Origin of the sequence: Planomonospora corallina (genome assembly GCF_042650625.1) — a bacterium.
Classification (GTDB): domain Bacteria; phylum Actinomycetota; class Actinomycetes; order Streptosporangiales; family Streptosporangiaceae; genus Planomonospora_B; species Planomonospora_B corallina.
Genome location: NZ_JBHSBM010000003.1, coordinates 63,971 through 75,811, shown reverse-complemented (window position 1 = coordinate 75,811; position 11,841 = coordinate 63,971). Strand labels below are relative to the sequence as shown.

Annotated in this window: 12 protein-coding genes; 4 read left to right on the top strand and 8 right to left on the bottom strand. The window is 72.8% G+C overall.

What is annotated here, in order from left to right; all coding sequences use genetic code 11:
- Positions 1–121: 121 nt before the first annotated feature.
- Positions 122–1,753: a sensor histidine kinase gene (locus ACFOWE_RS00490; RefSeq protein WP_377284716.1), complete on the bottom strand. Its 1,632-nt coding sequence runs from the start codon at positions 1,751–1,753 to the stop codon at positions 122–124.
- Positions 1,754–2,259: 506 nt separating this feature from the next.
- Here ACFOWE_RS00490 and ACFOWE_RS00485 point away from each other — a divergent pair.
- The 3 genes from ACFOWE_RS00485 to ACFOWE_RS00475 are packed head-to-tail and all read left to right on the top strand — an operon-like array spanning position 2,260 to position 4,371.
- Positions 2,260–2,901, top strand: a complete 642-nt coding sequence (locus tag ACFOWE_RS00485) for a TetR/AcrR family transcriptional regulator (protein WP_377284715.1) — start codon at positions 2,260–2,262, stop codon at positions 2,899–2,901.
- Positions 2,898–3,098: a ferredoxin gene (locus tag ACFOWE_RS00480; RefSeq protein ID WP_377284714.1), complete on the top strand. Its 201-nt coding sequence runs from the start codon at positions 2,898–2,900 to the stop codon at positions 3,096–3,098. The genes ACFOWE_RS00485 and ACFOWE_RS00480 overlap by 4 nt, the downstream gene beginning before the upstream one ends.
- A gap of 1 nt (position 3,099) precedes the next feature.
- A complete protein-coding gene (locus ACFOWE_RS00475) occupies positions 3,100–4,371 on the top strand; it encodes a cytochrome P450 (protein WP_377284713.1) in 1,272 nt (423 codons plus the stop codon).
- On the opposite strand, the gene ACFOWE_RS00470 is transcribed toward ACFOWE_RS00475, so the two are convergent.
- The 7 genes from ACFOWE_RS00470 to ACFOWE_RS00440 form a co-directional block, all read right to left on the bottom strand.
- Positions 4,329–5,606, bottom strand: a complete 1,278-nt coding sequence (locus ACFOWE_RS00470; protein WP_377284712.1) for a GAF domain-containing sensor histidine kinase — start codon at positions 5,604–5,606, stop codon at positions 4,329–4,331. The two genes, ACFOWE_RS00475 and ACFOWE_RS00470, sit on opposite strands and share 43 nt — an antisense overlap.
- Before the next feature lie 183 nt (positions 5,607–5,789).
- The gene (locus tag ACFOWE_RS00465; protein ID WP_377284711.1) at positions 5,790–6,233 is read right to left on the bottom strand and encodes an STAS domain-containing protein; all 444 of its coding nucleotides are present in this window, start codon (positions 6,231–6,233) and stop codon (positions 5,790–5,792) included.
- A 359-nt stretch (positions 6,234–6,592) separates the two neighbouring features.
- Positions 6,593–7,447: an ABC transporter permease gene (locus tag ACFOWE_RS00460; RefSeq protein WP_377284710.1), complete on the bottom strand. Its 855-nt coding sequence runs from the start codon at positions 7,445–7,447 to the stop codon at positions 6,593–6,595.
- Entirely contained in the window at positions 7,447–8,325 is an 879-nt protein-coding gene (locus ACFOWE_RS00455; protein ID WP_377284709.1) for an ABC transporter ATP-binding protein, read from the bottom strand. Before ACFOWE_RS00455 ends, ACFOWE_RS00460 begins: the two co-directional genes overlap by 1 nt.
- A 210-nt stretch (positions 8,326–8,535) precedes the next feature.
- Entirely contained in the window at positions 8,536–8,721 is a 186-nt protein-coding gene (locus tag ACFOWE_RS00450; protein ID WP_377284708.1) for a hypothetical protein, read from the bottom strand.
- Positions 8,718–9,596 (bottom strand): class I SAM-dependent methyltransferase, encoded by an 879-nt coding sequence (locus ACFOWE_RS00445; protein ID WP_377284707.1) that lies wholly within the window; start codon positions 9,594–9,596, stop codon positions 8,718–8,720. Before ACFOWE_RS00445 ends, ACFOWE_RS00450 begins: the two co-directional genes overlap by 4 nt.
- Positions 9,593–10,906 (bottom strand): cytochrome P450, encoded by a 1,314-nt coding sequence (locus tag ACFOWE_RS00440; protein ID WP_377284706.1) that lies wholly within the window; start codon positions 10,904–10,906, stop codon positions 9,593–9,595. The genes ACFOWE_RS00445 and ACFOWE_RS00440 overlap by 4 nt, the downstream gene beginning before the upstream one ends.
- A 251-nt stretch (positions 10,907–11,157) precedes the next feature.
- On the opposite strand from ACFOWE_RS00440, the gene ACFOWE_RS00435 reads away from it, so the two are divergent.
- Positions 11,158–11,526: a hypothetical protein gene (locus ACFOWE_RS00435; RefSeq protein ID WP_377284705.1), complete on the top strand. Its 369-nt coding sequence runs from the start codon at positions 11,158–11,160 to the stop codon at positions 11,524–11,526.
- Positions 11,527–11,841 lie beyond the last annotated feature (315 nt).

The window sequence follows — 11,841 nt, the reverse complement described above, 5'->3', positions numbered from 1 at the left end:
TCGGAGGCGGCCAGGACCAGCCCGTCGGTGCTGAACAGCAGGGCGTTGACGACACCCGGCTCCGCGGCCAGCTTGTTCAGGGCCCAGGTCATGTCCGTTGAGTCGGCGGTGGGATGATCGATCATGACTCGGGGTGTCCTCCGTGGTCGGTGTCGCTGGTGCCGTATCCCTCGCTGAGCGCGCGGCGCATCCGCTCGAAGCCCTCGGCGAGGGTGTCGGGGTCGCCGGCGTCGGTGATGGCCTCCTGGCCCGGCGCCGGAGGACGGGCCGCCGCGACGGGCTCCTTGGGCTGCCGCTTGGGCAGGCCCAGGGCGGTCGTGGCGGGCCCGGCGCCTGCGGGAGCCCCGGCGCCGGAGGAAGTGCCGCCGGAGCCCGCCGGGGCCGGGGCCGCCGGGGCCGGCGGGGCCGCCGGGGCCTCGGAAGCGGCGGGGCCGCCCGTGGGGAAGGCCACGGGGTCGTCCGCGGGAAGGCCCGTGGGGAGGTCCGCGGGCAGGGCGACGGGGTCGTCCGCGGGAAGGCCCGTGGGGAGGTCCGCGGGCAGGGCGACGGGGTCGTCCGCGGGAGCGGAGGGCCGGACGGGCGGTACGGCGGGCGCCTCCGGCAGGGCCGGCCGCGGCCCGGCGGTCTCCTCCACCGGGGAGCGGCTCATGAGGTCGTCGGGCACCATGAGCACGGCCTTGACGCCGCCGCTCGCCGAGGGGGCGCTCACGTCGACGCGGAACCCGTAGTCGCGGGCGAGCCGGCCGACGATGGCGAAGCCCAGCTTGCGCTCGTCCTCCACGGTGGTGACGTCCACGGCGGTCCGCAGCGACAGCAGCCGCTCGGCGGCCTCCCGCTGGAAGTGGTTCATGCCCAGGCCGCTGTCCTCCACCACGATGCGGTAGCCGGCCTGCACCCGCTGGACGTAGACGCTCACCGGATCGCCGGAGTAGTCGGTGGCGTTGGACAGCAGCTCGGTCAGGGCGACCACGACCGGCTCCACCACCCGGCCCTCGACGAACAGCTCGCCGACCTCCGGCAGGTAGGTGTAGTGCACGCGGTCGTAGGGGCCGATGCGGCCGCGGGCGCTCTCGACGATCTCGCGGAAGGTGCAGTCGGCCCGCTGCGTGCCCGGCCACGAGCCGGTCAGGATGCGCAGGCGCTGCACCATGTGCAGGCTCCGGGTCGCGAAGTGGTCGATGTCGATGAGGCTCTGGTGGTAGGCGCTCGCCTGCGGATGCTTGTCCAGCTCCTCGTCGATCTTCATCTGGAGCCGGGTCAGGAACGCCTGCGCCTCGTCCGCCATACCGCGCACCCCGGCGCGGGCCGCCCGGCCGACGCCGGCCCGGGTCGTCTCCAGCGCCTCGCGCACCAGGTCCTCGACCGCCTGGTGGAGGTCCTCCAGCGGCGTGCCCTTGAGCATCGGGTTGTGCAGGCCGGCCGCGACGACGCCGGGCCGGCGCCGTACCTCGGCGTCCAGCAGGGCCGGCAGCCGCTGCTCGGCCAGGTACCGGGTCTCCTCCAGGGCGGCCTGGTACCACTCCACGTTCACGGTGACCTGCCGGCGCAGTTCGTCGGCCTCCCGCGCGAAGGCCAGCCGCGCCTCCTCGACCTGGCGAGCGGCGTCGATCCTGGCCTGCGCGCTCTCGCCCTCGGCGGCGCGCCGGGCCCGGACGGCGGCCCGGGCGGTGCGGGTCTGCGCGACCAGTGCTCCGCACGCGACGGCGAGACCGCCCCCCAGCAGCAGTTCGGCCACGACGTTCGCTTCGATCATGAGAGTCCTTGGGCCGAGGGGACCGGGCGCGCGCCGGAGGCGGGGGCTGCCGGACGGTGGGGCCGAATCCTCGGGAACGCGAGGGGATATCCCAGGACGTTCCCCGAATCAATTCGGACGATGAGCACGCGAATTCCCGAACGCGAAGGCAATGAAATCGGGAGCAGACGCTATCACGCCGCCCTGCGGTGATCCACTTCCTTCGGAATTGTTCTACAGACGGTGATCATCCCTACTCGAAATGCAATCACGGAATGGTTAACGCTTAATTACCGAGTGCTATACATCACGTTCGGTCGCTGTTCCGATCCGCCCCGCGCCGCCCCGATCCGCCCCGCGCCGCCCCGCGCCGCCCCGCGCCGCCCCGCGCCGTGTCGAGGCGCCGGGGCCGGGTCCCCGCCCGGCGGCCTCGCCGCGGCGGGGGAGGGGCGACCCGGCAGGGAGCCGTCCGGTGATCCCGGCACATGCCTCTTGACGAATCAAATGAACGGTCTTTTAGTTTGCACATGGGACGCATCGCGGGCGTCAGCGCCGCCGAGACGCGGGAGCGGCTGCTGCGCGCGGCCGCGGACGTCTTCGCCCGGCGCGGCTACGACGGCACCCGGGTGGCCGACATCGCCGCGGCCGCGGGCGTGAGCAACGGCGCGCTGTACACGCACTTCGGTTCGAAGGCCGAGCTGCTCGTGGCCGCGCTGCGCGCGCACGGCCCCCGGCTGCTCGCCGACCTCCTCGCCGCCGACCCCGGCCGGCCCGTCGCGGACCTGCTCCTGGCCACCGGCCGCCGGCTGCCCCGCCGCAACGACGCCCCCGGGCACCTCGTCGTCGAGGCGCTCGTCGCGGCCCGCCGCGACGAGGAGGTCGCCCGGCCGATGCGCGACTACGTCGGCGAGCGCGCCGACTGGCTCTCCGGGCTCGTCGGCGTCGCCCAGTCCGGCGGTGAGCTCGACCCCGCGCTCTCGCCGGAGGCGCTGGCCCACTTCTGCCTGCTGCTCGCGATGGGCAGCGCGCTCGTCACCCCGGACCTGCACACGGTCGGCGACGAGGAGTGGAGCGCACTGCTCACCCGCGTCGTGACCGCCCTCGCCCCCGTAGACACACCCGCCGCGACACCCGCCGCCATCCCCGACCAGAGCGGAGCACCACAGTGAGAGTACGGATCGACCCGGAGCGCTGCCAGGGACACGGGCGCTGCTACGACCTCGCCCCCGGCCTGTTCGGCGAGGACGACGAGGGCTACGGGCAGGTCCTCGGCGACGGCGCCGTGCCGCCGGGCGAGGAGCAGGCGGCGCGCCTGGCCGTCTCCAACTGCCCCGAGCGGGCGGTCGCCGTCCTCCAGGAGGTGTGAGGTGGCCGTCGACGACCGTTTCACCCGGGACTTCCGCGAGATGCAGGAGGACCGGCCCCTCGGCACGCGCAACGAGATCGTCACCGGTCCGGTCTCGGACTGGGCGACCGACTTCTCCCACTTCGAGCCCGAGTGGGCCGCCGACCCCTACCCCATCCAGGACGACCTGCGGCAGCGCTGCCCGATCGCCCGCACCGAGCGGTTCGGCGGCGGCTGGCTGCCGACGCGCTACGAGGACGTCGCGGCGATCGCCTACGACACCGAGCGCTTCTCCTCGCGGTCGATCATCATGAGCAACTTCCGGCCCCCGCGCGAGCTGGCGCCGGTGGGCGGCACGCCGCCGATCTCCTCCGACCCGCCCTTCCACCACGACGCGCGCAAGCTGCTGCTGCCCGCGTTCACCAAGAGCGCGGTGGCCAGGCGGGAGGAGGCGACGAGGGCGTTCTGCCACGAGCTCGCCGACGGCCTCGAGGGACAGGACGTCGTGGACGCCGCCCGCGACTACGCCCAGCACATCCCGATGCGGGTCATCGCCGACATGCTCGGTTTCCCGCCCGAGGACGGGCCGCGCTTCCGCGAGTTCGTGGAGAACGCCCTGGAGGGCGTCAACCTGCCCCCGGAGGAGCGCATCGCGCGGATGGGGATGCTCTTCGACTATCTGCTCGCGCAGATCCGCGACCACCTCGACGACCCGCGCGACGACCTGACGACCTACCTCATCAACGCCGAGCTGTACGGCCGCAAGCTCGAACCCGACCACGTGGCCGGCACGATGGGCCTGCTGCTCATCGCCGGCATCGACACCACCTGGAGCGCGATCGGCGCCTCGCTCTGGCACCTGGCCAAGACCCCCGCCGACCGTGAGCGGCTGGTCGGCGAGCCGGCGCTGCTGCCGACCGCGATGGAGGAGTTCCTGCGGGCCTACGCGCCGGTCACGATGGCGCGCCTGGTCAAGGAGGACATGCACTGGCGCGGCGCCGAGATGAAGGCCGACGACTGGATCCTGCTCTCGTTCCCGGCCGCCAACCGCGACCCGGCGCAGTTCGACCGGGCCGGCGAGGTGGTCATCGACCGCGAGGTCAACCGGCACGTCGCGTTCGGCCTCGGCATCCACCGCTGCGTGGGCTCGCACCTGGCGCGGATGGAGCTCCGGGTCGCCCTCGAGGTCTGGCTGGAGCGGTTCCCGGTCTTCGCCCTGGCCGACCCGGCGGCGGTGACCTGGTCCGCCGGTCAGGTCCGCGGGCCGCGCACGCTCCCGCTCCGCATCGGCTGATCACCCGGCCTCTCGCCTCGCCTCGCCCCGCCCGGTCCGGGCAGGGTGAGGTGGACGCACGCGCCCTCGTGCAGCTCGCTCTCCATCCGGGCGGAGCCCCCGTGCATCTCCATGATCTTCTCGGCGATGGACAGGCCGATCCCGGTGCCCTGGACGGCCTGCTCCTCGGCCTGGGGGGTGCGGTAGAAGTCCTCGAAGACGCGCCGCAGGTCGTCGTGCTCCACCCCGATGCCGGTGTCGTGGATCTCCACCTCGGGCGCGGGATCGGCGGTGACGACCACGTCGATCGCACCGCCGCGGGAGGTGAACTTGATCGAGTTGTCCAGGACCTGCAGCAGCGCGGTGCCCAGCTGGTCGGCGTCGGCCTGCGCCTCCACCGGGCCGGGTGCGTGCAGGTTCAGCGACAGTCCTTTGAGGTGGGCGGCGGGGGCGGACAGTTCGACCACGCGCCGGGCCAGGTCGGACAGGTCGATGCGGGCCGGGGAGAAGGCGGCGGTCTGCGCGTTCAGGCTGGCCATCAGCAGCATCATGTCGACCAGGTGCAGCATGCGGTCGCCGTTGCGCTCGATGACCTGCAGGAAGCGCCGCTCGGTGGTCTCGTCCAGGCCGCCTTCGAGGACCAGCTCCAGGTAGCTGCGGATCGTGGTGAGCGGAGTGCGCAGCTCGTGGTTGACGTTGCGCAGGAACTGGTTCTTGAGCCGTTCCAGGGCGTGCAGCCGCCGGACGACCTCCTCGGCCTGGTGCGCGCGGCCGTGCAGCTCGATCAGGGTGACGGCGTGGGTGGCCAGGGTGTGCAGGGCCTGGTGCTGCGCGGTGTCCAGCCGGCGCGGGCGGTGGTCCATCACGCAGACCGTGCCCAGGGCGTTCCCCTGCTGGGTGATCATCGGGACGCCGGTGTAGGACCGTACCCGGGGCGGGCCGGTCACGATGGGGTCGTCGCGGAAGCGCGGGTCGGCGTGCGCGTCGGGGATCTCCAGGGTCCGGCACCCGGCGACGGTGTGGTCGCAGAACGAGACCGGCGGGTTCACCCCGGTCAGGTCGGTGCCGGTGCGGCCCTTGACGTACTGCCGGTCCCCGGCGACGAGGTTGACCAGCGCGATCGGCGTGCCGCAGACGTGTGCGGCAGAGACGGCGATGGCCTGGAAGTCCGGCGCGAGCAGGCTCTCCAGGGCGTTCAGCTCGCCGAGCTCCCGTACGCGTGCGGTCTTGTCGGCCGGCACCGGCGCCTCGGTCATCATGGGCTCCCATCGCCCGCTCCACTCGCGGGCCCTCCCGCAGGCCCTACCCGGTCCGGGCCGCGGGGTGCGTGCCGCGGTCACGGAACAGGTAAAGAGCAGGCCCGGCCGGTGTCATGGGCGTCACGGGTACGGTCGCGGCGGACGCGGGAGCGGTTCCCCGCCCGGATCCCTCCGGGACCGTCACTTCCCGGTGGATCCGTGGAGCGCGGCGGGAAACCGTCTCCTCAGCTTCGCCAGGCGCCCTCCGGCCATCGGATCCCGCCCTCGGACGGCCAGGGCGCTGGACAGCGTGGGATGGACCGCGAAGCCGCGGTGCAGGCCGGTGATGCGCAGAAGTCTGGTCAGGTGCGGCCGGGGCGCGACCAGGCGCAGGGTGATGCCGGACTCCCCGCTGCGCTGCCGGATGTCGACCAGCACGCTGAGCCCGGAGGCGTCGCAGAACGACACCGCGGCCAGGTCGAGGATGAGCAGGTCCGCGCTGCGCTGGAGCGCGTTGCGCAGGCGCTTGCGCAGCGCCGGAGCGCTGGCGGCGTCGATCTCGCCGCGCAGGGCGATGATGGTGTGCGGAGGCCGGCAGACGGCCAGGAGACTCTCCTGGGTGCGGGCGGCGTGGACGGTGGTCATGGGTTCCCCGATCGGGAGAGGTCGAATGCGGCGGCTCGTGCGGTGACGCGTGCGGCCGTGCGCGGGCTCGTCTGGATGGGCCGGTCGTGTGCGGGTGCGGCCGCTGGTCCGGTGGTTCTCGTCGTCCCGGGCGTGTCGTTCGCCCGGGCGGGCACGGCGCCGTCTGGCGCTGTTCGACCTCGTCGGCGGGGCGGCGTCCTCGGACGTCGCCGGTCTGGACACCAACGCCTGAAAAATCCCCGGTCCTCCCAGTCTACTCCTGAACAAGGGATCGGGCGGCCTCCGCACAGGAGGAACGGGCCGGGCGCGGACGCCTCCCGGTGCGCCGGCCGCTCCGCGCTGCGGCGCCCGGGACGCCCTCACTGGACGTTGGGACCGCGCCAGCTGAACGTCAGGGCGCTCAGCAGCAGGCCCGCGACGCACCAGGCGCCGAGCACCAGGGCGACCCGCCCGAGTTCCCAGGTCCCCGCCGGCTCCACGAGTGCGAACTCCTCGGGGAGGAAGACCGAGCGCAGCCCCTGCGCCATCCACTTCAGGGGGAAGAGCGCGGCGGTGTTCTGCATCCACAGCGGGAGCTGGTTGAAGGGGAAGAAGACGCCGGAGATGAACTGCAGGACCAGGAACGGCGGCGTCACGATCGCCGAGGCCGAGCGGCTGTTGGGGATGAGCGCGGTGAAGGCGACCGCCAGCAGCGAGCAGGCCACGGCTCCGAGGAGGAGCACCCAGAGCAGGGTGAGCCACTTGGCGGCCGTGCCGGGCAGGGGGAGGCCGAAGAACGCCAGTGCCACCCCGAGGAGGATCGCCGTCTCGATGACGCCGGTCACCGCGACCCGGGTGATCTTCCCGGTGAAGTAGGCCGACTTGGGCATCGGCGAGCAGGCCAGCCTGCGGATCATCCCGGTGTCCCGCTCGATGGCGATGTTGATGGCCAGCCCGGTGAAGCTGACGCTCATCACGCCGCTGGCGATGATCCCGGCGATGAACACCTGCTTGAAGTCGACGGTCGTCCCCTCGACGGTCCCGGAGAAGATGGAGCCGAACACGAGCAGCAGCAGGATCGGCAGGGCCAGGGTGAAGACCAGCGACTGCTTGTTGCGGAAGAACGACTTGAGCTCGACGCTGGAGCGCGCGAGCGACGACCGCCAGATGCCCGGTCCGGCGGCCCGCACCGCGCCGTCGACCCCGGAGCCGAGCACACTCTCCTGCGCCGCCATCACGCACCCTTCTCCTGGTTCTTGATGAGCTGGAGGTAGACCTCTTCGAGGGTCGGCCGGTGGATGCGCAGTCCTTCGAGCTCCCGCACCCCCGCCGCACGCGCCCAGGGCAGCAGCAGGGCCATGACCTCCGTCGGATGGTGGGTGTGCACGACCACCTGCCCGGCGTCCGGCCCGTCGCCGCCCGCCTCCGAACCGGGCGGGAGCGGCGGCAGCGGGAGCCCGTCCAGCGGGCCCGAGGCGGAGAAGCAGATCGTCGCCCGGTCCGTCTTCCTGCCCCCCAGCTCGGAGATCGGTCCCGTCTCCACGATCCTCCCGGCGACGATGACCGCGGCCCGCTGCGCGAGCGCCTCCACCTCGTCCAGGTAGTGCGTGGTCAGGACGGTGGTCTTGCCCCGGTCGGCGAAGTGCCGGACCAGGTCCCACGCCTCCCGCCGGGCCGCCGGGTCGAGGCCGGTGGTCGGCTCGTCCAGGAAGATCAGGTCGGGGTCGCCGACCACGCCCACGGCCACGTCCAGCCTGCGCAACTGCCCGCCGGAGAGGTGCTGGGCCTGCTTGCGCTGGTGGGCCGTGAGCCCCACCATGTCGATGACCTGGGCGACCGGCAGCGGCGCGGGGTAGAAGGCGGCGAAGTGCTCGACGACCTCGCGCACCGTGAGGTCGAGGTAGGCGCCGGTCGTCTGCGGCACCACGCCGATCCGCGCCCGCCACGAGGGCGCGTCCTCCGAGGGGTCGCGTCCCAGGACCCGGACGTCCCCGCCGGTCCGCCGCCGCACCCCCTCCAGGATCTCGACCGTCGTCGTCTTGCCCGCGCCGTTCGGCCCGAGAAGCGCGAAAACCTCGCCGGGGAGGACGTCGAAATCCACTTTGTCGACCACCGGCGTCGAACCGTATCTCTTTTCCAGTGAACGGACGTGCACCGGACTGTCGTGTTCGACTACGGACATGAACTACCTCGAATTAATTCGATTCCGGCGCGGCGCCGAGGCCTTCAGAAGTAAAGTCACCGCCGTCGGCCCCGTCAAGGACTTTCCGGCAATTCCCTCCCGCCCCGGGGCGCGGCGGGTCCCGGGGCGGGAGAGCGGGGGTCAATAACGGGGCTTGCGGCTCAGAATCACGCCCACCACCAGGAAGACGACGCCGACCGCGCCCGCGATGACGGCCGTGGTGGTGTCGGCGGGAGTGCTGCTTGCGTTGAGGACGGCGGTGACCACTCCCATCACGCCGCTGATGTAGCAGAAGATCGTGATGAAGATCTTGAGATTGGTGTTCATCGGACTCCTTCGGTGGTGCGGCCGCCCCGCGGGGCGGTGTGGGGGGCTGTGCCGGCCGCGGTGAGGCCGAGGAGCATCACCCAGGCGTCGGGATCCGCGCGGAACCGGTTCCAGCGGTCGACGGCGAGGGCGAACTCCCGCAGCGACAGCACGCCGGCGGCCAGGAGCGGCTGGAGCCGTCCCGGCCCGAGGTGGGGTGCGAAGTCGTCCGTCGGACGGGTGTCGTTGGTGGTGGCGAACGGGTGCAGGGCCACCTCCGTGAAGCCGGCTCCGCGGAGGAGACGGGTGAGACGGCGGCCGATCGCGCGGTCGCCGCCGGCGGCCTGCTGGGCCGCTGCGAGCTTGGCGTGGACGTCGGCGAGCTCCGGGTGGACGGGGTCGGCCAGGCCCCAGCAGGAGGCGTCCACCTCCGTGACCAGGATGCGGCCACCGGGACGGAGGATCCTGCGGGCTTCGGCGAGGGCGGGGGCGGGGTCGGGGAGGTGCTGGAGGACGTACCGGAGGAGTACGTACCCCGCGCTCGCCGTTTCCATGGGCAGCTCGGCGGCGTCCGCGACGACCAGTTCGGCGCCCGCCCCCCGCGCGTGGGCCAGGAGGTCCCCGTCGATGTCCACGGCGACCAGCGGAAGGCCGGGCAGGGCCCGCCGCAGCCGTCTGGTGACCGCCCCCGAGCCCGCGCCGATCTCGACCAGCGGGCCGCCCGCGGAGGACAGGCCCAGCCCGCGCAGGACGCGCAGCTCCTCGTCGAAGGAGAGCTCCGCCTGCGCCTCCAGCCGGGCCAGTTCCCCCGCCAGCCCGCCCGCCGTGGTGGTGGCGGGGTCGTACGAACCGGCGTGCGGGCGCGGGGCCGCGGGCGGCGGGGTGACGGCGCTCATCGCGGACTCACGGTCATGCGCATGCCACACCTCGGCCGGAGCGTCACCAGCGCCTCCGGCTCCACGGGGAAACCGGGCTCCAGCGCCAGTCGTACCGACTGGGAGACCATCGCCAGCACGAGCGTCGCCTCCACCATGGCCAGGTGCTGCCCGATGCAGATGCGCTCGCCGCCGCCGAACGGCAGGTACAGGTGGCTCGGGAGGTCGGCGCCGTCGAAGCGGTCGGGTACGTACTCGTCCGGGCGGTCCCAGTAGCGGGGGTCGCGGTGGAGGACCCACTGGCTGACGCAGACGAGGGTGCCGGGCCGTACCGGGTGGCCGTCGAGCTCATCGGGGCCGGTCGCGCGGCGGGAGATCAGCCAGACCGGCGGGTACAGGCGCATCGCCTCCTGTACGGCCCGGCGGCACAGCGGCAGGTCGGGGAGGTCCGCGGCCGTGGGCGGGCGGGAGCCCAGGACGCGGTCGACCTCGGCGCGGATCCGCGCGGCCTCGGCCGGGTGGCGGTCCAGCAGGTAGAAGGTCCAGGTCAGCGCCTTGGCGGTGGTCTCGTGACCGGCCATGATCAGGGTCAGGACCTGGTCGCGCAGGTCGGCGTCGCCGAGGGCGCCGAGCATGGTGTCGAGCAGGGTGCCGGTGGCGGGGGAGGAGGCGCGGCGGGAGGCGATGACCGTACGCGTGATCATGTCGAGGAGGGCGCGGGCGCGTACGTAGTCCCGCCTGCGCCGGGCCGTGTCCGCCGGGTCCGGATCGGGGTGGGGCACGTAGTGGCCGATGAAGCGGTTGACCGCGTCCACCGCGCGGCCGAACCCGTCGCCCGCCGCGCCGAGGTCCACGTCGAGCACCGCGCGGGTCAGGATCGACAGGGTCAGCGAGGTGAGCTGGTGGTCGACCGGCTGGGGGGAGCCGCTCCCGGCGGCGCGCCAGCGGTCCAGCAGGTCGGCGGTCGCGTCGGTGATGACGCGGTCGAAGGAGGCGACCGCGCTGCGGCGGAAGGCCGGCGCGCACAGCCGGCGCTGCCGCGCCCACTCCTCGCCGTCGCTGGTGAGCAGCCCGTTCCCGAGCAGCGGGCGCAGCATGTGGTCGTCGGGCGTGTCCACCTTCGTGTAGTTGCCGACGTTGTCCTTGAGCACGTGCCGGGCGAGGTCCGGGCGGTGCACCATGAACACGGTCTCGCCGTCCGCGCGGTGGCCGGTGACGTCCCCGTAGCGGCGGGCCAGGCCGGTGACGAACCCCAGCGGGTCGCTGCGCATGCGCTCCATGTCGACGGGACCGGGCGGCCCCGGGGGCGGTTGCGTACTGACGGTCGTCACCGACACCTCCGATTAACAGCGCCTAAGTATTGCTCGTACGTATTCACGGGTGCCGGATATACGTATTCACTTCCATTGATGAGTAATCCTCTGCCATGGAATGCTGTCAATGTAACACCAGGTCGATGAAGGTATCAATACTTACGCCGGCGGCCGGGAATTTAAGTCTTGGTGGAATTCGCGGGGCGTGTAAAAGTCTGTTCAGACCGCCGGTGCAGGGAGCAGCGGCGGACGAACAAAAGGAGACTGGCATGGCGCTCGAACCGCAGGAGCGGGCGGAATTCATCAACGCCTACACCCGCACCCTGGTCACCGCCTGGTCGGACGAGGCCTACGCGGCCCGGCTGGACTCCGACCCGCGCGCCGCGCTGGCCGAGTCCGGGCTGACGCTGCCGGAGGACGCCGAGATCGTCATCGTGCGGCAGATCCCCGAGGGCCACGAGGAGGGCAACATCGACGTCCAGGTCGGTCTCTGGGAGATCGGTCTGGCCACCGGCCGCTACGAGTTCCACATCCCCGAGACCCCGGTGGTCGACGCCGCGGAGCTCAGCGAGGGCGACCTGTCCGACGTCGCGGCCGGCTGCACCTACTGCTGCTGCCCCTGCTGCTGCTGCACCTGATCACCCGCTGCACCTGATCACCGCCGCCGTGCCGTTCCCGTCCCTCCTGGAGGAGCAGTCCATGGTCTCCGCCGTCGCGGAAAACGATCCGGTCGCCGTCCCCGGCCCGGACACGCGTCACGGAGGGCGCGCCGCGCCCGCCGGTCCGGACCCGAGGACGTACCGCGGCGGAGTGCTCGCGGTGCGCGGGCCGGACGGCAGGGGCGGGGCTCCGGCGGGCGGGACGCCGGCGGGAGCGCGGCGGACCGGCGGAGACGCGCGGACCCCCGGCCTGGCGCCGGCCGGGGACCCGCGGGCACGGCGGGCGCGGACCGG

What these genes read in the sequence shown, in the direction of transcription:
- ACFOWE_RS00490 (WP_377284716.1), bottom strand. Translation starts at nt 1,753, where the DNA reads ATGATCGAAGCGAACGTCGTGGCCGAACTGCTGCTGGGGGGCGGTCTC.
- ACFOWE_RS00485 (WP_377284715.1), top strand. Translation starts at nt 2,260, where the DNA reads ATGGGACGCATCGCGGGCGTCAGCGCCGCCGAGACGCGGGAGCGGCTG.
- ACFOWE_RS00470 (WP_377284712.1), bottom strand. Translation starts at nt 5,606, where the DNA reads ATGACCGAGGCGCCGGTGCCGGCCGACAAGACCGCACGCGTACGGGAG.
- ACFOWE_RS00465 (WP_377284711.1), bottom strand. Translation starts at nt 6,233, where the DNA reads ATGACCACCGTCCACGCCGCCCGCACCCAGGAGAGTCTCCTGGCCGTC.
- ACFOWE_RS00460 (WP_377284710.1), bottom strand. Translation starts at nt 7,447, where the DNA reads ATGGCGGCGCAGGAGAGTGTGCTCGGCTCCGGGGTCGACGGCGCGGTG.
- ACFOWE_RS00450 (WP_377284708.1), bottom strand. Translation starts at nt 8,721, where the DNA reads ATGAACACCAATCTCAAGATCTTCATCACGATCTTCTGCTACATCAGC.
- ACFOWE_RS00445 (WP_377284707.1), bottom strand. Translation starts at nt 9,596, where the DNA reads ATGAGCGCCGTCACCCCGCCGCCCGCGGCCCCGCGCCCGCACGCCGGT.
- ACFOWE_RS00435 (WP_377284705.1), top strand. Translation starts at nt 11,158, where the DNA reads ATGGCGCTCGAACCGCAGGAGCGGGCGGAATTCATCAACGCCTACACC.